Raw genomic sequence first — 15509 nt, 5'->3', positions numbered from 1 at the left:
GTTTATTTAAGACAAAAGGACGTCCGAAAATTTTTGATGAATTAAAATAAGTGTATGTTTTATAAACATAAAACTTCTGTACTAAGTCTCAATAAAAAATCCTTCTGAAAAATAATTTGACAAAAAATGTGATAGCGTCGATGCTTTGATAACGGGTGGAGGAGACGATCATCCGCACGCCATGCTCCTCAATGCAGGAGACGGGGCTTTTGAATGCCTCTTGCGGCACGCCGCCATGTTGCTGAATTTCTGATCTGGGAGGAGAACGGAATGAAGAAGTCATTGATTGCGGGCGCCCTTGTTATGGGTTGCCTTAGCGCCGCGGTTTCGCCGGCGCTTGCGGCGTCGGGGCCGATCAAGATCGTGCTGGCGGAAGAGGCTGACCTGCTGGAGCCTTGCATGGCGACCCGCTCCAATATTGGCCGTATCATCATGGAAAATGTCAGCGAGACGCTGACCGAGCTTGATGTGCGCGGCAAGAACGGCGTGCAACCGCGCCTCGCTGAAAAATGGGAGCAGAACGTGGATGGCAGCTGGCGTTTCCACCTGCGTGAAGGCGTGAAGTTTTCCGACGGCACGGGTTTCGATGCCAAGGATGTCAAGCATAGCTTCGAGCGCATCATGAGCGACAAGAATGCATGCGAATCCCGTCGTTACTTCGGCGGTATGACCGTCACCCCCACGATTGTCGACGACCATACGATCGACTTCAAGACAGAGCCAGCCCAGCCCATTCTGCCGCTCCTGATGTCGCTCGTCACCATCGTGCCCGAAGAAACCAAGATGGAATTTATCCGCGAGCCTGTTGGCACCGGACCTTACAAGCTGACCAACTGGACACCGGGCCAGCAGATTGTTTTGACTGCACGTGACGACTATTGGGGCGCCAAGCCGCAGGTGACGGAAGCGACCTATCTTTTCCGAGCTGATCCCTCGGTTCGCGCCGCCATGGTGCAGACCGGCGAAGCCGATCTTTCACCCTCCATTTCGCAGCTCGACGCGACAAACCCGAAGACCGACTTTTCCTATCTCGACAGCGAGACGGTCTACATGCGCCTCGACCACAACATCGCGCCGCTGAATGACGTGCGGGTGCGCCGTGCACTCAACCTCGCCATCGACCGGCAGGCTTTCCTCGGCACGCTGGTTCCCGAAGGTGCTGTGCTGGCCACCGCACTCGTTCCGCCGACCACGCTCGGCTGGAACCCTGATGTCAAGGTTTTCCCCTACGACCCTGATGGCGCGAAGAAGTTGCTGGAGGAGGCAAAAGCTGCTGGTGTGAAGGTGGATACGCCGATCACCATCATCGCGCGCACTGCGAACTTCCCTAATGTCACCGAGATCATGGAGGCGATCCAGCAGCAATTGCAGGAAGTCGGCTTCAAGATCGACCTCAAATTCGTGGAAGTGGCCGAGCACGAAAGCTATTATTCCAAGCCTTTCAAGGAAGGCCGGGGACCGCAGATCGTCGCTGCCATGCACGACAATTCCAAGGGTGATCCGTCCTTCACCATGTTCTTCAAATATGCCACCAAGGGCACGCAATCCGGTTTCTCGGACCCCAAGGTGGATGACTTGATCGAACGAGCATCCGCAGCCGTCGGCGATGAACGCGCCAAGCTCTGGTCCGAGCTCATCGCCTACCTGCATGACGATGTCGTGGCGGATGTGCTGCTGTTCCACATGGTTGGCTTCTCACGCGTCTCCGAACGGCTGGACTTCAAGCCCACCATCGCCACCAATTCGATGCTGCAGCTTTCGGAAATCGGCATCAAGTAAGCCGGTATTTCATCTGCCAAAGAGCGGCGGCGGAGCTTTAGCTTCGCCGTCGTGCTGAACACCGGAGGTAACCATGCTGAGCTTCATCCGAAAACGTTCCGTTGCAAGCCTGATCTCCCTGATCGGCCTCATCGTAATGGTTTTCTTCCTCTCCCGCCTGACGGGCGACCCGGCCGCGCTGTTTTTGCCGGTGGAGGCTTCGGAGGAATTGAAGCAGCAGTTTCGTGCGCTGCATGGGCTGAACGATCCGCTGATGGTGCAGTTCCTGCGCTACGCGGGCGACGTGATGACGGGGGATCTGGGTGAATCGCTCAGGAAAGCCCGCCCTGCGCTGGATGTGGTGCTGGAGGCTTTCGTCTGGACGCTGTGGCTTGCGGTCATCACCATGTCCCTCGTCACCACCGCAGCAATCGTCGTCGGTTCGCTTGCCGCTTTCCGCTCCGGTGGCTTCTTCGATCGCATGGCCTCCACCATTTCGCTCATCGGCGCTTCCGTGCCGGATTTCTGGCTCGCGATCGTGGCGATCGTGGTGTTTTCCGTCAATCTCGCCTGGCTGCCCACCTCCGGCACCGGCTCGGTGCTGCACTGGATATTGCCGATCTCGGTTCTGTTCGTGCGCCCCTTCGGCATCATCGTTCAGGTGGTGCGCGGCTCGATGATCGGTGCGTTGTCCTCTGCCTATGTCAAAACGGCGCGCGCCAAGGGTGTGAAATCGGGTCCGATCATCTTCATCCACGCCTTGCGAAACGCCATGCTACCGGTCATCACCGTCATCGGCGATCAGGCGGCAAGCCTTCTCAACGGCGCAGTCATCGTCGAAACCATCTTTGGTTTCCCCGGGGTTGGCAAGCTGATGATCGATTCCATTCTTCAGCGCGATTTCAACGTCGTGCTGGCAGCAATTCTTGTGACCGCGCTTGCGATCTTCCTGATGAATCTTCTGATCGATATCGCCTATGCGCTGCTCGATCCGCGTATCCGGCACTGAGGAGACGTTCAGCCATGAGCCTTTCAAACGCCGATACAGAGATTATCGATGAGCCATCCTTTGCAACGCGCATGCTGCGCATGTTGTGGGCCGATAAATTCGCCCTCTGCGCCGCGATCTTCCTCATCGTCGTCATCATTCTCGCCTTTGTCGGCCCGGCGTGGCTTGGCGAGCTGGCGACGAAGCAGAACCTGCGTGGACGCAACCTTGCCCCGTTCCAATGGCAACGCGAATGGTATTTCTGGCTGGGGGCGGATGCGCTCGGTCGCCCGCTGCTGGCGCGCATCGTCGCCGCCACGCAAAATACACTGATGATCGCCGCCGGTGCCGTTTTCCTTTCCGCCGTCACCGGCACCGTGCTTGGCCTGATCGCCGGTTTTTCCTCCAACCGTGTTGGCCAGATCATCATGAGGCTGGCGGACGTGATCATGTCGTTTCCGTCACTGTTGATCGCGGTCATCGTGCTTTATCTGCTCGGCTCATCCATCCTCAACCTGATGCTGGTTCTGGCGATAACCCGCATCCCCGTTTACATCCGCACCACAAGGGCCGAAGTGCTGGAGGTGCGTGAACGCATGTTCGTACAGGCGGCGCGCGTGATGGGCGCATCGGGCAAACGTATCCTGTTCCGCCATATTCTACCCGTGGTCCTGCCGACGCTGACAACGCTTGCGACGCTCGATTTCGCCTATGTGATGCTGGCGGAAAGCGCGCTGTCTTTCCTTGGTATCGGCATTCAGCCGCCGGAAATCACCTGGGGCCTGATGATCTCGCAGGGGCGGCAGTACCTCACCAATGCCTGGTGGCTGTCCTTCTGGCCGGGCCTTGCCATCATACTCACCACCCTGTCGCTCAACCTGCTGTCCAACTGGCTGCGCATTGCGCTCGACCCCGTGCAGCGCTGGCGGCTGGAAATGAAAGGCCGCAAACATGGCTGACCATCTTCTCGATGTGCGCAACCTTTCCGTGGAGTTTCACACCGCAGGCGGTGTCGTGCATGCGGTGAAGGATGTTTCCTATCATATCGACCGTGGTGAAACGCTTGCGATCCTCGGTGAAAGCGGCTCGGGCAAATCGGTATCGTCCTCGGCCATCATGAACCTCATCGACATGCCGCCCGGACGTATCAGCGGCGGCCAGATATTTCTTGATGGCAAAGACCTTCTGACAATGCCGGCTGAGCCACGCCGCGAGATCAATGGGCGGCGCATCGCCATGATCTTTCAGGACCCGCTCAGCCATCTCAATCCGGTCTATACCGTCGGCTGGCAGATCCGCGAGGCGATGACCACCCATGGAATGGACAGGGTGAAAGCCGAAGCGGAGGCGAGGCGGCTTGTCGCGCGCGTTGGAATTCCTGATCCGGACGGAGCCTTGAAGAAATATCCGCATGAATTTTCCGGCGGCCAGCGCCAGCGTGTGATGATCGCCATGGCGCTTGCGCTCCGGCCCGATCTCCTGATCGCCGACGAGCCGACCACGGCACTCGATGTGACGGTTCAGGCTGAAGTTCTTGCCCTGCTCAAGGAATTGCAGCGGGAAACCGGTATGGCCGTTCTCATCATCACCCATGATCTTGGCGTCGTCGCCGAAATCGCCGACCGGGTGGTCGTGATGGAAAAAGGCGTGCTGGTGGAGGCAGGCACGGTTCGCGAGGTCTATCGCAACCCAAAGCATCCCTATACCCGCAAGCTCATCAGCGCCGCCCCCGGCAGGGGCGAAATGCACGAGCCGAATGCGACCGGCGAACCGCTCCTCCGTGTGCGCGATGTGCGCAAACGTTATGGGGCTTTCGAGGCACTGAAGGGCGTTTCCTTTGACCTTATGGCGGGGGAAACCATAGCTGTCGTTGGCGAAAGCGGTTCCGGCAAATCGACACTCGCGCGCATTCTGCTCCGGCTCGACGAGCCGGATGCCGGCAGCGCCGAGTGGAAGGGGCGTGATCTCTTCAAGCTTTCGCCTGCCGAACTCTTTGCCCTCAGGCGTGATTTACAGATGGTGTTTCAGGATCCAACCCAGTCGCTGAACCCCCGCATGACTGTGTTCCAGCTGGTTTCCGAAGCCTGGGTGATCCATCCGGACATACTACCCAAAGCGAAATGGCGCGAACGGGTCGCGGAATTGCTGCATCAGGTCGGCCTCTCGCCGGAACATATGCGCCGTTATCCGCATCAGTTTTCCGGTGGGCAGCGGCAGAGGATCGCGATTGCCCGCGCGCTGGCGCTGGAGCCGAAGCTCATCATCTGCGATGAAGCGGTCTCGGCGCTCGACGTGTCTGTCCAGGCGCAGGTTGTTGCACTTCTTGACAAGCTGCGCCGTGAAATGGGCCTCTCCTTCATCTTCATCGCGCATGACCTGCCGGTGGTCCGCGATTTTGCCGATCACGTCATGGTCATGCAGCGGGGAGAGGTTGTGGAATTCGGGACTGTCCGGCAGGTTTTCGAAGCGCCGCGCGAGGCCTATACGCGCGCACTTCTTTCCGCCAGCCTCGATCCCGACCCCGATATGCAGTCTGTGCGTCCGGCCGATGCCGATCACACTATTGGAAATCCAAGCGGAGTTCTTTCATGACCAAACAAGCCTTCGTCGCGCTCGTGACCTGTTTCAACGAGGACGAAACCATCAATTACGAAGCGACCCGTGCGCAGGTGCGCCGTCAGGTGGCGGCCGGCAACAACATCATGTGCGCCGGAACTAACGGCGATTTCACCGCACTGACGCATGAAGAAAAAATCCGGCTGACGGAAGAGGTGGTGGACGAAGTTGCGGGCCGTGCGAAGGTCATCGTCAACGCCGGCATGCCCGCCACTTTCGAAACGCTGCAACTCGCCAAAGCCTTCGACCGCATCGGCGTAGACGGTATTGCCGTCATCACACCCTTCTTCATCGCCTGCACCCAGGATGGGCTGATCCGCCATTTCTCGACTGTGGCCGACGCCGTCGAAACACCGGTCTATCTTTACGATATTCCCGCCCGAACCCAGAACCACATAGAGCCGGAAACCGCCCGCAAACTTGCCGCCCATGGCAACATTGCCGGCATCAAGGATTCGGGCGGTGCGCAGCAGACGCTGGAAGCCTATCTACAGGTAGCAAAGGAGATGCCCGGTTTCGAAGTCTATTCCGGCCCGGATCATCTCGTTCTCTGGTCGTTGCAGAACGGTGCCGCCGGCTGCATCTCCGGCCTCGGCAACGCGCTCCCGGATGTACTTGCCGGCATTCTCAATGCCTTCAACGCCAGCGATATCGCTGAGGCCGAACGCCAGCAGGCGATCTATACGGATTTTCGCACCGATCTCTATGCGCTCGGTTTTGCGCCCGCCATGGTCAAGCGCTCGCTTTACCTTCAGGACCCATCCGTCGGCGCCAGCCGGCAACCCGCCCTTCTGCCGGATCAGGAGCAGGATGACCGGATCGTGGAAATCTTACGTCGCTATCACCAGCTGTGACGCCACCGCCCGAATGTGACGTGGAGGAGTGAAGCCGTGTGGCGCCACGTGAAAAATATCCACAAAACGGCCAGAAGCCGAAGCATTTATACAGCCTTGTCCGGGACGAATAATTTGTGACACAAACACGAAATTTCCCTTGTCAGTCCCGCCATTGATGTTTATGAGGAGCGCGCAACGCAAGCGTTCGCGCATGCGGAGAGGTGGCAGAGTGGTCGAATGCACCGCACTCGAAATGCGGCATACCTGCAAGGGTATCGTGGGTTCGAATCCCACCCTCTCCGCCATAATTTACGCTGAGCCGTAAGATTTTTCCGAGATAGCCTGATTCATTCGTTGGTCGCTTTGATGCTGCAGTCCGCTAGCGAAGCCGGTGCCGCTTTGCGCCAGCGGAGGCAGACTGGTTGAGATAGCCGTTGGCTTCCATTTCGTTGCGTCCCACCCGCGATCTTCAGCACCTGTTGGAGGCCCACATGGCCACGCTCCCGAAAAATTGGGATGCCGGCAAGTGCTCGTTGATATCCGCCATTGCCTCTTACGGCAGAGGCGCTATCATAATTGTGTTGTAGGACGATAAGCTTTGGGAGGAGCGATACGTGAGACGGATGTGGCCAGACGAATTTGCCTTTCTGCTGGACGGCGCGGAAGAGGTTGACCTGCATATTCCATCGGGGGCACACGACGACAGTTCGCCCGAAGAAACGATATCCAAGAAGGCTTTGAAAGCCCGCATCAGCCAGCAGGATTTTGAAAAGATTTGGCATCTTGCAGAGGCTCGCTATCGGCTGACCGGCAGGTTTTCGGGCAAGGCGATTACGCTGATCGCCAACAATCCTCACTATCAGAAATGGCATCCCTCCGACGGCGGCAGCGTCGAGAGCGTGTCCGATAGCGGTCAGAAATACACGACGCGCTATGTGATCGTGCATTTTCTCGTTGATGATGTTCGCGAGCTGGTCGAAGCCTGAACTCCGCAGGAACGGTTCTTGCCATTGACTGGTCGAAGGGCCTTTCGAAATCCAGCGGTGCCGGGTAATTCTTGGCACCGCTTGGCGGCGTGTTAGAGGTGAGCTTCAATATCTGCGTAAGACTACGATGGACAGCGCGTGTCCGTAGTCCACTGAAATGCCTCTATACTGGTGCCGTCTTTGACCTCTCCGATGGCAGGGTGACGTACTGACCTTCCGCAGGCTTTACCGATGCTGCGATGTAAAAATTTCCTCTGAATTAAAATAGTTTTCCTTTAAAGAAGGGAAAACACGTTATGCCGGAGGATCACATGGCAAAGGACAGCACAAAGACCGAGCCTGCGCTTTTGTCGCAGGACCCGCATGCGGTTCGCGAGCCGAGGGTCAATAATCTCGAAATGGCGATCGGCCATGAGGTGCGTGCCTATCGCAAGAAGCTGGGCATCACGGTCACCGATCTCGCATCGGCCACCGGTGTATCGGTGGGAATGCTCTCAAAGATCGAAAACGGTAATATTTCGCCGTCCCTCACCACGCTGCAGACGCTTTCAAAGGCGCTTGGCGTGCCGATCACGGCGTTCTTCCGTGGCTTCGAGGAGCCGCGCAGCGCCACCTTCGTCAAGGCGGGCCAAGGGGTGAACATCGAGCGTAGAGGCACCCGCGCCGGCCATCAGTACAGCCTGCTTGGCCATATCGACAACAACACCAGCGGCGTCACCGTCGAGCCCTATCTCATCACGCTGACGACGGACTCGGATGTATTTCCGACCTTCCAGCATGAGGGCATGGAGTTCCTATACATGCTGGAGGGAGAGGTGGTTTATCGCCACGGCGAGCAGCTTTTCACCATGCAGGCGGGTGACAGCCTGTTTTTTGATGCTGATGCGCCGCACGGCCCGGAGGAACTGGTGAAGCTTCCCGCTCGCTATCTGTCGATCATTTCCTATCCGCAAAGGCGGCTGACAAATGATTGAAAAGTTGCCTTAGAAGAAAAAAATATTCCTGATAGTTGACGAGATGGAATTCCATATGCTAGCTCTTCATTCAGAAACGAATGGAGGTGCCTGTCGATGTGCGGCATTGTTGGACTATTCCTGAAGGACAAAAGCCTTGAACCGCAGCTGGGTGAGCTGCTTTCGGACATGCTCGTGACCATGACGGATCGGGGACCGGATTCCGCCGGCATCGCGATCTATGGAAGCGCTGCCGATGGCCGGGCAAAAGTGACCATCCAGTCAGCCGATCCCGTCGCCGATTTTTCGGGCCTTGCCGAAGCGCTGAAGGAAAATGGTGTTGAAGCTTCGGTTGCGGTGAAAAGCACCCACGCGGTCCTGGATATTCCATCGGCAAAGCTCACGGAAATTCGCTCGGTCCTGGCTGCCATCCGCCCGAATGTGCGGGTGATGGGCTCCGGCGACAGCGTGGAAATCTACAAGGAAACCGGCCTGCCGAAAGATGTCGTCGCCCGTTTTGGCGTGCGCTCCATGGCGGGCAGCCATGGCATCGGCCACACCCGCATGGCAACGGAATCGGCTGTGACGACGCTTGGCGCACACCCCTTCTCCACCGGTGCCGACCAGTGCCTGGTGCATAACGGTTCGCTCTCCAACCACAATAATCTGCGTCGGGAACTGGTACGCGAGGGCATGACCTTCGAAACCCAGAACGACTCGGAAGTGGCCGCCGCGTATCTCACGGCTGAAATGGCCAAGGGCAAGGATCTGGGCGAAGCGCTGACCGGCGCGCTCGATGATCTCGACGGGTTCTTTACCTTCGTCGTCGGCACCAAATCCGGTTTCGGCGTGGTGCGCGATCCCATCGCCTGCAAGCCGGCGGTGATGGCCGAGACCGATCAATATGTCGCTTTCGGCTCTGAATACCGCGCGCTGGTCAATCTGCCCGGCATCGAAAATGCCCGCGTCTGGGAGCCGGAGCCGGCGACCGTCTATTTCTGGGACCATGAAAAGGCCGCGTGAAACCGTCATCGGCGCATATTGCGAAAGTCATATCCATGCCAGTTTTCGATCTCTCCCACACGCCTTTGCGTGAACTCAACAGCGCGCTCCATGGGCTTTCCTCGGGCACAAACGACACCGAATTCGAAGTTGTCAATCCGCGCGGCCACCATGCCGTCGCTGTTGGCATAGACAGCCCCGTCATCGTCGATGTTCGCGGCTCGGTCGGTTATTATTGCGCCGGCATGAATGATGGCGGCACCGTCACCGTTTACGGCTCGGCCGGGCCGGGCGTTGCCGAAAACATGATGTCGGGCACCGTCGTCATCGAGGGCGACGCTTCGCAATACGCAGGTGCCACCGGTCGCGGCGGGCTGCTGGTCATCAAGGGCAATGCCGCTTCCCGCTGCGGCATTTCCATGAAGGGCATCGATATCGTCGTGAAGGGCAATATCGGCCACATGTCCGCTTTCATGGGCCAGTCGGGCCACCTCGTTGTCTGCGGCGATGCGGGCGATGCGTTGGGTGACTCCCTTTATGAAGCGAAGCTTTTCGTGCGCGGCTCGGTCAAAAGCCTCGGCGCCGACTGCATCGAAAAGGAAATGCGGCCCGAACATCTGGAAAAGCTTGCCGAGCTTCTTGAAAAAGCCGGCGTCTCTGATGTCAGCCCAAGCGAGTTCAAACGCTACGGTTCGGCCCGCACGCTCTACAATTTCAACATCGACAACGCCGACGCGTATTGAGGCGAGGGATTTTCCGATGAGCTATCACAACCCCTTCACCCCACCGCGCAAGTCCGCGACTTTCGATGATCATACGCTGGCGGAAATCCGCCGTGCGGCTGCGACCGGCATCTATGATATTCGCGGCGCAGGCACGAAGCGCAAGGTGCCGCATTTCGACGACCTGCTGTTTCTCGGCGCGTCCATCTCGCGTTATCCGCTCGAAGGTTATCGCGAGAAGTGCGATACGACCGTCACCCTTGGCACGCGCTTTGCCAAGAAGCCGATCACGCTGAAAACGCCGATCACCATTGCCGGCATGAGCTTCGGCGCGCTTTCCGGCAACGCCAAGGAAGCGCTCGGCCGTGGCGCGACCATTGCCGGCACGTCCACCACGACGGGCGATGGCGGCATGACGGATGAGGAACGCGGCCACAGCCAGACGCTGGTCTATCAGTATCTGCCGTCGCGTTATGGCATGAACCCCAAGGATTTGCGCCGTGCGGACGCCATCGAGGTGGTCGTCGGCCAAGGCGCGAAACCGGGCGGCGGCGGCATGCTGCTTGGCCAGAAGATTTCCGATCGCGTCGCCAATATGCGCAATTTGCCGAAGGGCATCGACCAACGTTCCGCCTGCCGTCATCCTGATTGGACCGGCCCGGACGATCTGGAAATCAAGATCCTTGAACTGCGCGAAATCACCGATTGGGAAAAACCGATCTACATCAAGGTTGGTGGTGCGCGCCCCTATTACGACACCGCACTTGCCGTGAAGGCCGGTGCCGATGTGGTGGTGCTTGATGGCATGCAGGGCGGCACGGCGGCCACGCAGGACGTCTTCATCGAAAATGTCGGCATGCCCACGCTTGCCTGTATTCGCCCCGCAGTACAGGCGCTTCAGGATCTCGGCATGCATCGCAAGGTGCAATTGGTCGTGTCCGGTGGCATTCGCTCGGGTGCGGATGTCGCCAAGGCTCTGGCGCTTGGTGCCGATGCGGTTGCCATCGGAACGGCGGCGCTGGTGGCGCTGGGCGATAACGACCCGAAATGGGAAGATGAATACCAGAAGCTAGGCACCACGGCCGGCGCTTATGATGACTGGCACGAGGGCAAAGACCCCGCAGGCATCACCACGCAGGACCCGGAACTTGCCGCACGTCTTGATCCAATCGCCGCCGGTCGCCGCCTCGCCAACTATCTGAAGGTCATGACGCTCGAAGCCCAGACCATCGCACGCGCCTGCGGCAAAAACCATCTCCACAATCTGGAGCCGGAAGATCTGGTGGCTCTAACCATGGAGGCTGCGGCAATGGCGCAGGTTCCGCTGGCGGGAACAAACTGGTTCCCGGGTAAAGGCAGCTTTTAAAAAACACAATGGACGGGCGCATTTGGGAGGATGTGGCCGTCTTTTTCGATGAAGTGTCTGATATTCAAAAAAAGGGGAATGACGTGACACTGGACCTCTCCAAGTTTGCTGCCGAAAAAGGCATCAAATATTTCATGATCAGTTATACCGATCTCTTTGGTGGCCAGCGCGCCAAGCTGGTTCCTGCAGAAGCGATTGCCGATATGCAGAAGGGCGGCGCCGGATTTGCCGGTTTCGCCACATGGTTCGATCTGACGCCCGCCCATCCCGATCTCTTCGCAGTGCCGGACGCCTCCTCGGTCATCCAGCTTCCCTGGAAAAAGGATGTGGCCTGGGTTGCTGCCGATTGCGTCATGGAAGACCAGCCTGTGGAACAGGCGCCGCGCGTCGTTTTGAAAAAGCTCATCGCGGAAGCGGCCGGGCAAGGGCTGCGGGTCAAAACCGGCGTGGAACCGGAATTTTTCCTCATTTCGCCGGACGGCGCGAAAATCTCCGATGAGTACGACACGGCGGAAAAGCCCTGCTACGACCAGCAGGCAGTGATGCGTCGTTACGATGTGATCGCGGAAATATGCGACTACATGTTGGAGTTGGGCTGGAAACCCTACCAGAACGACCATGAGGACGCGAACGGCCAGTTCGAGATGAACTGGGAATATGACGATGCGCTCCAGACGGCGGATAAACATTCCTTCTTCAAGTTCATGGTCAAGTCGGTTGCCGAAAAGCACGGGCTGCGCGCGACATTCATGCCGAAGCCTTTCAAGGGTCTGACCGGCAACGGCTGCCACGCTCATATTTCGGTCTGGGATCTGGACGGCAAGGTCAACGCTTTTGCCGACAAGGCAATGCCTTTCGGGCTCTCCGCAAAGGGCAAGACGTTTCTGGGCGGCATCATGAAACATGCCTCCGCTCTTGCGGCCGTCACCAATCCGACGGTTAATTCCTACAAGCGCATCAACGCGCCGCGGACCATCTCGGGCGCGACCTGGGCGCCGAACACGGTGACCTGGACCGGGAACAACCGCACCCACATGGTTCGCGTGCCAGGGCCGGGGCGTTTCGAACTGCGTCTGCCGGATGGCGCCGTGAACCCCTATCTGCTCCAGGCCATCATCATTGCGGCCGGTCTGTCGGGTGTCCGCTCACAGGCCGATCCCGGTCCGCATCACGATATAGACATGTATCGCGAAGGTCATACCGTGACGAATGCGCCGAAACTGCCGCTCAATCTTCTCGATGCGCTGCGCGAATACGAGAAGGACGAGGAACTGCAGCAGGCATTGGGCATGGAGTTCTCAAAGGCCTATCTCAAGCTCAAGCAGGGCGAGTGGAACGCTTATTGCGCGCAATTCACTGCCTGGGAGCACCAGACAACGCTCGACGTTTGAGTTCGGGTTTCCCCGCCGCCCTCGCGGCTTTTCCCCGCGCTCGTCAGACAGCGCGGGGTTTTTCCAGTATCGATGACAGAGAGAGTGCCGGATGACGAACTTCGTCCTGACCGTAACCTGCAAGTCCACCCGAGGTATCGTCGCTGCCCTTTCAGGCTTTCTCGCTGAAAAAGGCTGCAACATCGTCGATAGTTCGCAGTTTGATGATCTCGGTACGGGCCGTTTCTTCATGCGCGTGGGCTTCATTTCCGAAGAGGGAGCAAAGCGTGACGACTTGATGGCTGGACTGATGCCGATCTCGCAGAAATTCGGCATGGAAGTGGCGCTTCATGACCAGTCCGAGCGGATGAAGGTCCTGCTGATGGTGTCGCGCTTCGGCCATTGCCTGAACGATCTGCTTTACCGTTGGCGCATCGGGGCCTTGCCGATCGATATTGTTGGCGTCGTCTCCAACCATTTCGATTACCAGAAAGTGGTGGTCAATCATGATATTCCCTTCCACCACATTCCAGTGACGAAGGAAAACAAGCCACAGGCTGAAGCCCGGATCATGGATATTGCCGAAAGCACCGGAACCGAGCTGATCGTGCTTGCGCGTTATATGCAGGTGCTTTCCGACCGGATGTGCGAGACGATGTCGGGGAAGATCATCAACATCCACCATTCTTTCCTGCCGTCCTTCAAGGGCGCCAACCCTTACAAGCAGGCCTATCAGCGCGGCGTGAAGCTGATCGGTGCGACGGCCCACTATGTCACCGCCGATCTCGATGAAGGTCCGATTATCGAGCAGGATATTGTGCGTATTACCCATGCCCAGAGCGCGGAGGATTATGTTTCGCTCGGCCGGGATGTCGAGGCGCAGGTTCTGGCACGCGCCATCCACGCCCATATCCACCACCGTACTTTCATCAACGGTAACCGCACCGTGGTCTTCCCGCCAAGCCCGGGCAGCTATGCATCGGAACGGATGGGGTGACGCGGCATTGCGACAAGCGGGTCGCGCGCTGTTGCCATAAACATGGTGCGCGGCTAAATAAGTTGGTACGCCATAATATAAAGAGCCAGAACCTGTTTTCACGCCCGGCGGGCGGAAGCGGGATGTGCCAAACGAGGTGATACCATGACCGGTGCTTTGCAGGGAACTGCCATTCGCGTTGAGCGTCCGACCAAGACGCTGAGGGAGCTTGCGCTCGACAAGGTGCGCGACGCCATCGTGAACGGTTACTTCCGTCCGGGAGATCGCCTCGTAGAGCGCGATCTCTGCGCCCAGCTGGGCGTTTCCCGCACCATCGTGCGCGAAGTCCTGCGGCATCTGGAGTCCGAGGGGCTGGTGGCGAATTTGCCGAACAAGGGGCCGATGGTTGCGCTGCTCGATCTCGCCGAGGCCAAGCAGATTTACGAAATCCGCGGTGCGCTGGAGGGAATGGCGGCGCGCCTTTGTGCGGAGCGTCGCGATCCCGCCATTGTCGAGGCGCTTGAGGCTTCACTCGAGCATATTCGCGAAAGTTACGTTGCCAAGGATATGCCCGGTGTTCTCGCGCATACCTCGTCTTTTTATCATACGCTGTTCAGCAAGATCGACCGGCATGTCGCCTGGGGCGTCGTCAATTTGCTGACGGTGCGGATCAACCATCTTCGCTCCATGACGATTAAGACGAAAAGCCGCGATACCGAAGGTCCGGCGCAGATGAAAAAGATCGTCGATGCGATCCGGAAAGGTGACGGGGACGCCGCTTACAAAGCCGCTCTCGATCATGTCACCAGCGCATGCGCTATCGCCGAAGCCGTTCTCACCGCGCAAAAAACGGCTGACTGACGGTTTTTGGCGCTCCGTTCTGCTTGTCTTGCGGTTGCCCAGTTGGCGGCCGCAGGCTCTGCGGTTTTTTGATTTTATGGTTGTTTTACAATAATTTAGAAAAACAAATGACCGCTTATTGACAGGGCAATCCGTTTGGTGTGATGGTATGCCATAATAAATAATATAAAGAGCGGAGCTTAATATGAACTGGAATCCGATTTCCCGGAAATGCATAGCCGTGCGCGCCAAAACCTCTCTGGCGGGCTTTGTCATCAGTCTTCTTGCCGGTGCGGCCGTTGCACAGGACTGCACGCCGAAAATATCCAACGATCACCTCATCAAGCCCGGCCATCTCGTGATGGCGACCAGCCCGACATTGCCGCCCATGGCCTATGCCGACCAACAGGGTGTGCTCAAAGGCCTTCGTATCGAGTTGGGTTATGAAATCGCCAAGCGCCTCTGCCTGAAGCCCGAATATATCAGCACGGAATATGCCACCATGGTGCCGGGCCTGCAGGGCGGCCGCTGGGATATGATCAATGCCGGCCTGTTCGTGACGGCGGAGCGGCGCAAGATCCTGTTCATGATCCCCTATGAGAGTCTCGCCATCAGCATTTCAACGGCCGTCGGTGCATCCGAGCCCATCACCAAGGTGGACGATCTGGCCGGTAAGGCCGTCAGCACCGATATCGGTGGCTATGCCGAGCGCAAGATCAAGGAATTGAACGAGGACTTCAAGAAACGCGGTCTTGCGCCGATGACCATAAACCTGTTCGACAATTACGCGACCGTCTATCAGGCGCTGCGGGCAGGTCAGGTTCAGGCCGCGGTCTCCATCGATCCTGTCGCCAAGCAATACCAGGATCGCGGCGAGTTCACGCATGCACTTTCCGGCATGTACCCTACGCCCGGTTCGCTTTCCTTTGGAAGCAAGGACGTCGCCAGTGCCGTCTCTGCTGCTCTCAAGGAAATGAAGGCCAATGGTTCGCTTGAAAAGCTGATGGGTGGTTATGGCGTGAGCATCGCGCCCGGCGACCTCGCCGTTCTTGGTCCGGAAGGCTGAAATCTCCTCCATCTGAACTGTCAGCGCGGC

The 15509-nt window shown here is 58.1% G+C and carries 14 protein-coding genes and 1 tRNA gene; all 15 read left to right on the top strand.

What is annotated here, in order from left to right; all coding sequences use genetic code 11:
* Positions 1–270: 270 nt before the first annotated feature.
* Positions 271–1779, top strand: coding sequence for an ABC transporter substrate-binding protein (locus J5276_RS19705; RefSeq protein ID WP_038495835.1), 1509 nt, complete (start codon positions 271–273; stop codon positions 1777–1779).
* 73 nt (positions 1780–1852) lie between these two features.
* Entirely contained in the window at positions 1853–2767 is a 915-nt protein-coding gene (locus tag J5276_RS19700) for an ABC transporter permease (protein ID WP_003511517.1), read from the top strand.
* A 14-nt stretch (positions 2768–2781) separates the two neighbouring features.
* A complete protein-coding gene (locus J5276_RS19695) occupies positions 2782–3705 on the top strand; it encodes an ABC transporter permease (RefSeq protein WP_038494361.1) in 924 nt (307 codons plus the stop codon).
* Entirely contained in the window at positions 3698–5338 is a 1641-nt protein-coding gene (locus tag J5276_RS19690) for an ABC transporter ATP-binding protein (protein ID WP_038494358.1), read from the top strand. Before J5276_RS19695 ends, J5276_RS19690 begins: the two co-directional genes overlap by 8 nt.
* Positions 5335–6216, top strand: a complete 882-nt coding sequence (locus J5276_RS19685; RefSeq protein ID WP_038494355.1) for a dihydrodipicolinate synthase family protein — start codon at positions 5335–5337, stop codon at positions 6214–6216. Before J5276_RS19690 ends, J5276_RS19685 begins: the two co-directional genes overlap by 4 nt.
* Before the next feature lie 197 nt (positions 6217–6413).
* Positions 6414–6503, top strand: a tRNA-Ser gene (locus J5276_RS19680).
* Positions 6504–6821: 318 nt separating this feature from the next.
* Positions 6822–7184 carry a hypothetical protein gene (locus J5276_RS19675; RefSeq protein WP_003511512.1) on the top strand — a complete coding sequence of 121 codons (363 nt, stop codon included), beginning with the start codon at positions 6822–6824 and terminating at the stop codon, positions 7182–7184.
* A gap of 296 nt (positions 7185–7480) precedes the next feature.
* Positions 7481–8158, top strand: a complete 678-nt coding sequence (locus J5276_RS19670; RefSeq protein ID WP_019564961.1) for a helix-turn-helix domain-containing protein — start codon at positions 7481–7483, stop codon at positions 8156–8158.
* Positions 8159–8254: 96 nt separating this feature from the next.
* A complete protein-coding gene (locus J5276_RS19665; protein WP_019564960.1) occupies positions 8255–9160 on the top strand; it encodes a glutamine amidotransferase family protein in 906 nt (301 codons plus the stop codon).
* A gap of 35 nt (positions 9161–9195) precedes the next feature.
* A complete protein-coding gene (locus J5276_RS19660) occupies positions 9196–9882 on the top strand; it encodes a GXGXG domain-containing protein (RefSeq protein WP_035200614.1) in 687 nt (228 codons plus the stop codon).
* Positions 9883–9898: 16 nt separating this feature from the next.
* On the top strand, positions 9899–11227 hold the full coding sequence (locus J5276_RS19655) for an FMN-binding glutamate synthase family protein (RefSeq protein WP_003511507.1): 1329 nt from the start codon (positions 9899–9901) through the stop codon (positions 11225–11227).
* An 83-nt stretch (positions 11228–11310) separates the two neighbouring features.
* Positions 11311–12618: a type III glutamate--ammonia ligase gene (gene glnT / locus J5276_RS19650; protein WP_003511506.1), complete on the top strand. Its 1308-nt coding sequence runs from the start codon at positions 11311–11313 to the stop codon at positions 12616–12618.
* A 91-nt stretch (positions 12619–12709) separates the two neighbouring features.
* Positions 12710–13594, top strand: coding sequence for a formyltetrahydrofolate deformylase (gene purU / locus J5276_RS19645; protein WP_003511505.1), 885 nt, complete (start codon positions 12710–12712; stop codon positions 13592–13594).
* Between the two features lie 144 nt (positions 13595–13738).
* The gene (locus J5276_RS19640; RefSeq protein WP_003511504.1) at positions 13739–14434 is read left to right on the top strand and encodes a GntR family transcriptional regulator; all 696 of its coding nucleotides are present in this window, start codon (positions 13739–13741) and stop codon (positions 14432–14434) included.
* 184 nt (positions 14435–14618) lie between these two features.
* Positions 14619–15479, top strand: coding sequence for a transporter substrate-binding domain-containing protein (locus J5276_RS19635; protein ID WP_174012127.1), 861 nt, complete (start codon positions 14619–14621; stop codon positions 15477–15479).
* Positions 15480–15509 lie beyond the last annotated feature (30 nt).

Source organism: Agrobacterium sp. S7/73, assembly GCF_019355535.1.
GTDB lineage: Bacteria > Pseudomonadota > Alphaproteobacteria > Rhizobiales > Rhizobiaceae > Agrobacterium > Agrobacterium tumefaciens.
Note: the sequence above shows the minus strand (reverse complement) of the source record. Positions and strands in the feature narration are given on the sequence as shown.

Excerpts from the sequence above, each read along its gene's own strand:
- J5276_RS19705 (WP_038495835.1), top strand. The coding sequence starts at position 271 with ATGAAGAAGTCATTGATTGCGGGCGCCCTTGTTATGGGTTGCCTTAGC.
- purU (WP_003511505.1), top strand. The coding sequence starts at position 12,710 with ATGACGAACTTCGTCCTGACCGTAACCTGCAAGTCCACCCGAGGTATC.
- J5276_RS19665 (WP_019564960.1), top strand. The coding sequence starts at position 8,255 with ATGTGCGGCATTGTTGGACTATTCCTGAAGGACAAAAGCCTTGAACCG.
- J5276_RS19700 (WP_003511517.1), top strand. The coding sequence starts at position 1,853 with ATGCTGAGCTTCATCCGAAAACGTTCCGTTGCAAGCCTGATCTCCCTG.
- J5276_RS19655 (WP_003511507.1), top strand. The coding sequence starts at position 9,899 with ATGAGCTATCACAACCCCTTCACCCCACCGCGCAAGTCCGCGACTTTC.
- J5276_RS19635 (WP_174012127.1), top strand. The coding sequence starts at position 14,619 with ATGAACTGGAATCCGATTTCCCGGAAATGCATAGCCGTGCGCGCCAAA.
- J5276_RS19640 (WP_003511504.1), top strand. The coding sequence starts at position 13,739 with ATGACCGGTGCTTTGCAGGGAACTGCCATTCGCGTTGAGCGTCCGACC.
- J5276_RS19670 (WP_019564961.1), top strand. The coding sequence starts at position 7,481 with ATGCCGGAGGATCACATGGCAAAGGACAGCACAAAGACCGAGCCTGCG.
- J5276_RS19685 (WP_038494355.1), top strand. The coding sequence starts at position 5,335 with ATGACCAAACAAGCCTTCGTCGCGCTCGTGACCTGTTTCAACGAGGAC.
- J5276_RS19675 (WP_003511512.1), top strand. The coding sequence starts at position 6,822 with ATGTGGCCAGACGAATTTGCCTTTCTGCTGGACGGCGCGGAAGAGGTT.
- J5276_RS19690 (WP_038494358.1), top strand. The coding sequence starts at position 3,698 with ATGGCTGACCATCTTCTCGATGTGCGCAACCTTTCCGTGGAGTTTCAC.
- J5276_RS19695 (WP_038494361.1), top strand. The coding sequence starts at position 2,782 with ATGAGCCTTTCAAACGCCGATACAGAGATTATCGATGAGCCATCCTTT.
- J5276_RS19660 (WP_035200614.1), top strand. The coding sequence starts at position 9,196 with ATGCCAGTTTTCGATCTCTCCCACACGCCTTTGCGTGAACTCAACAGC.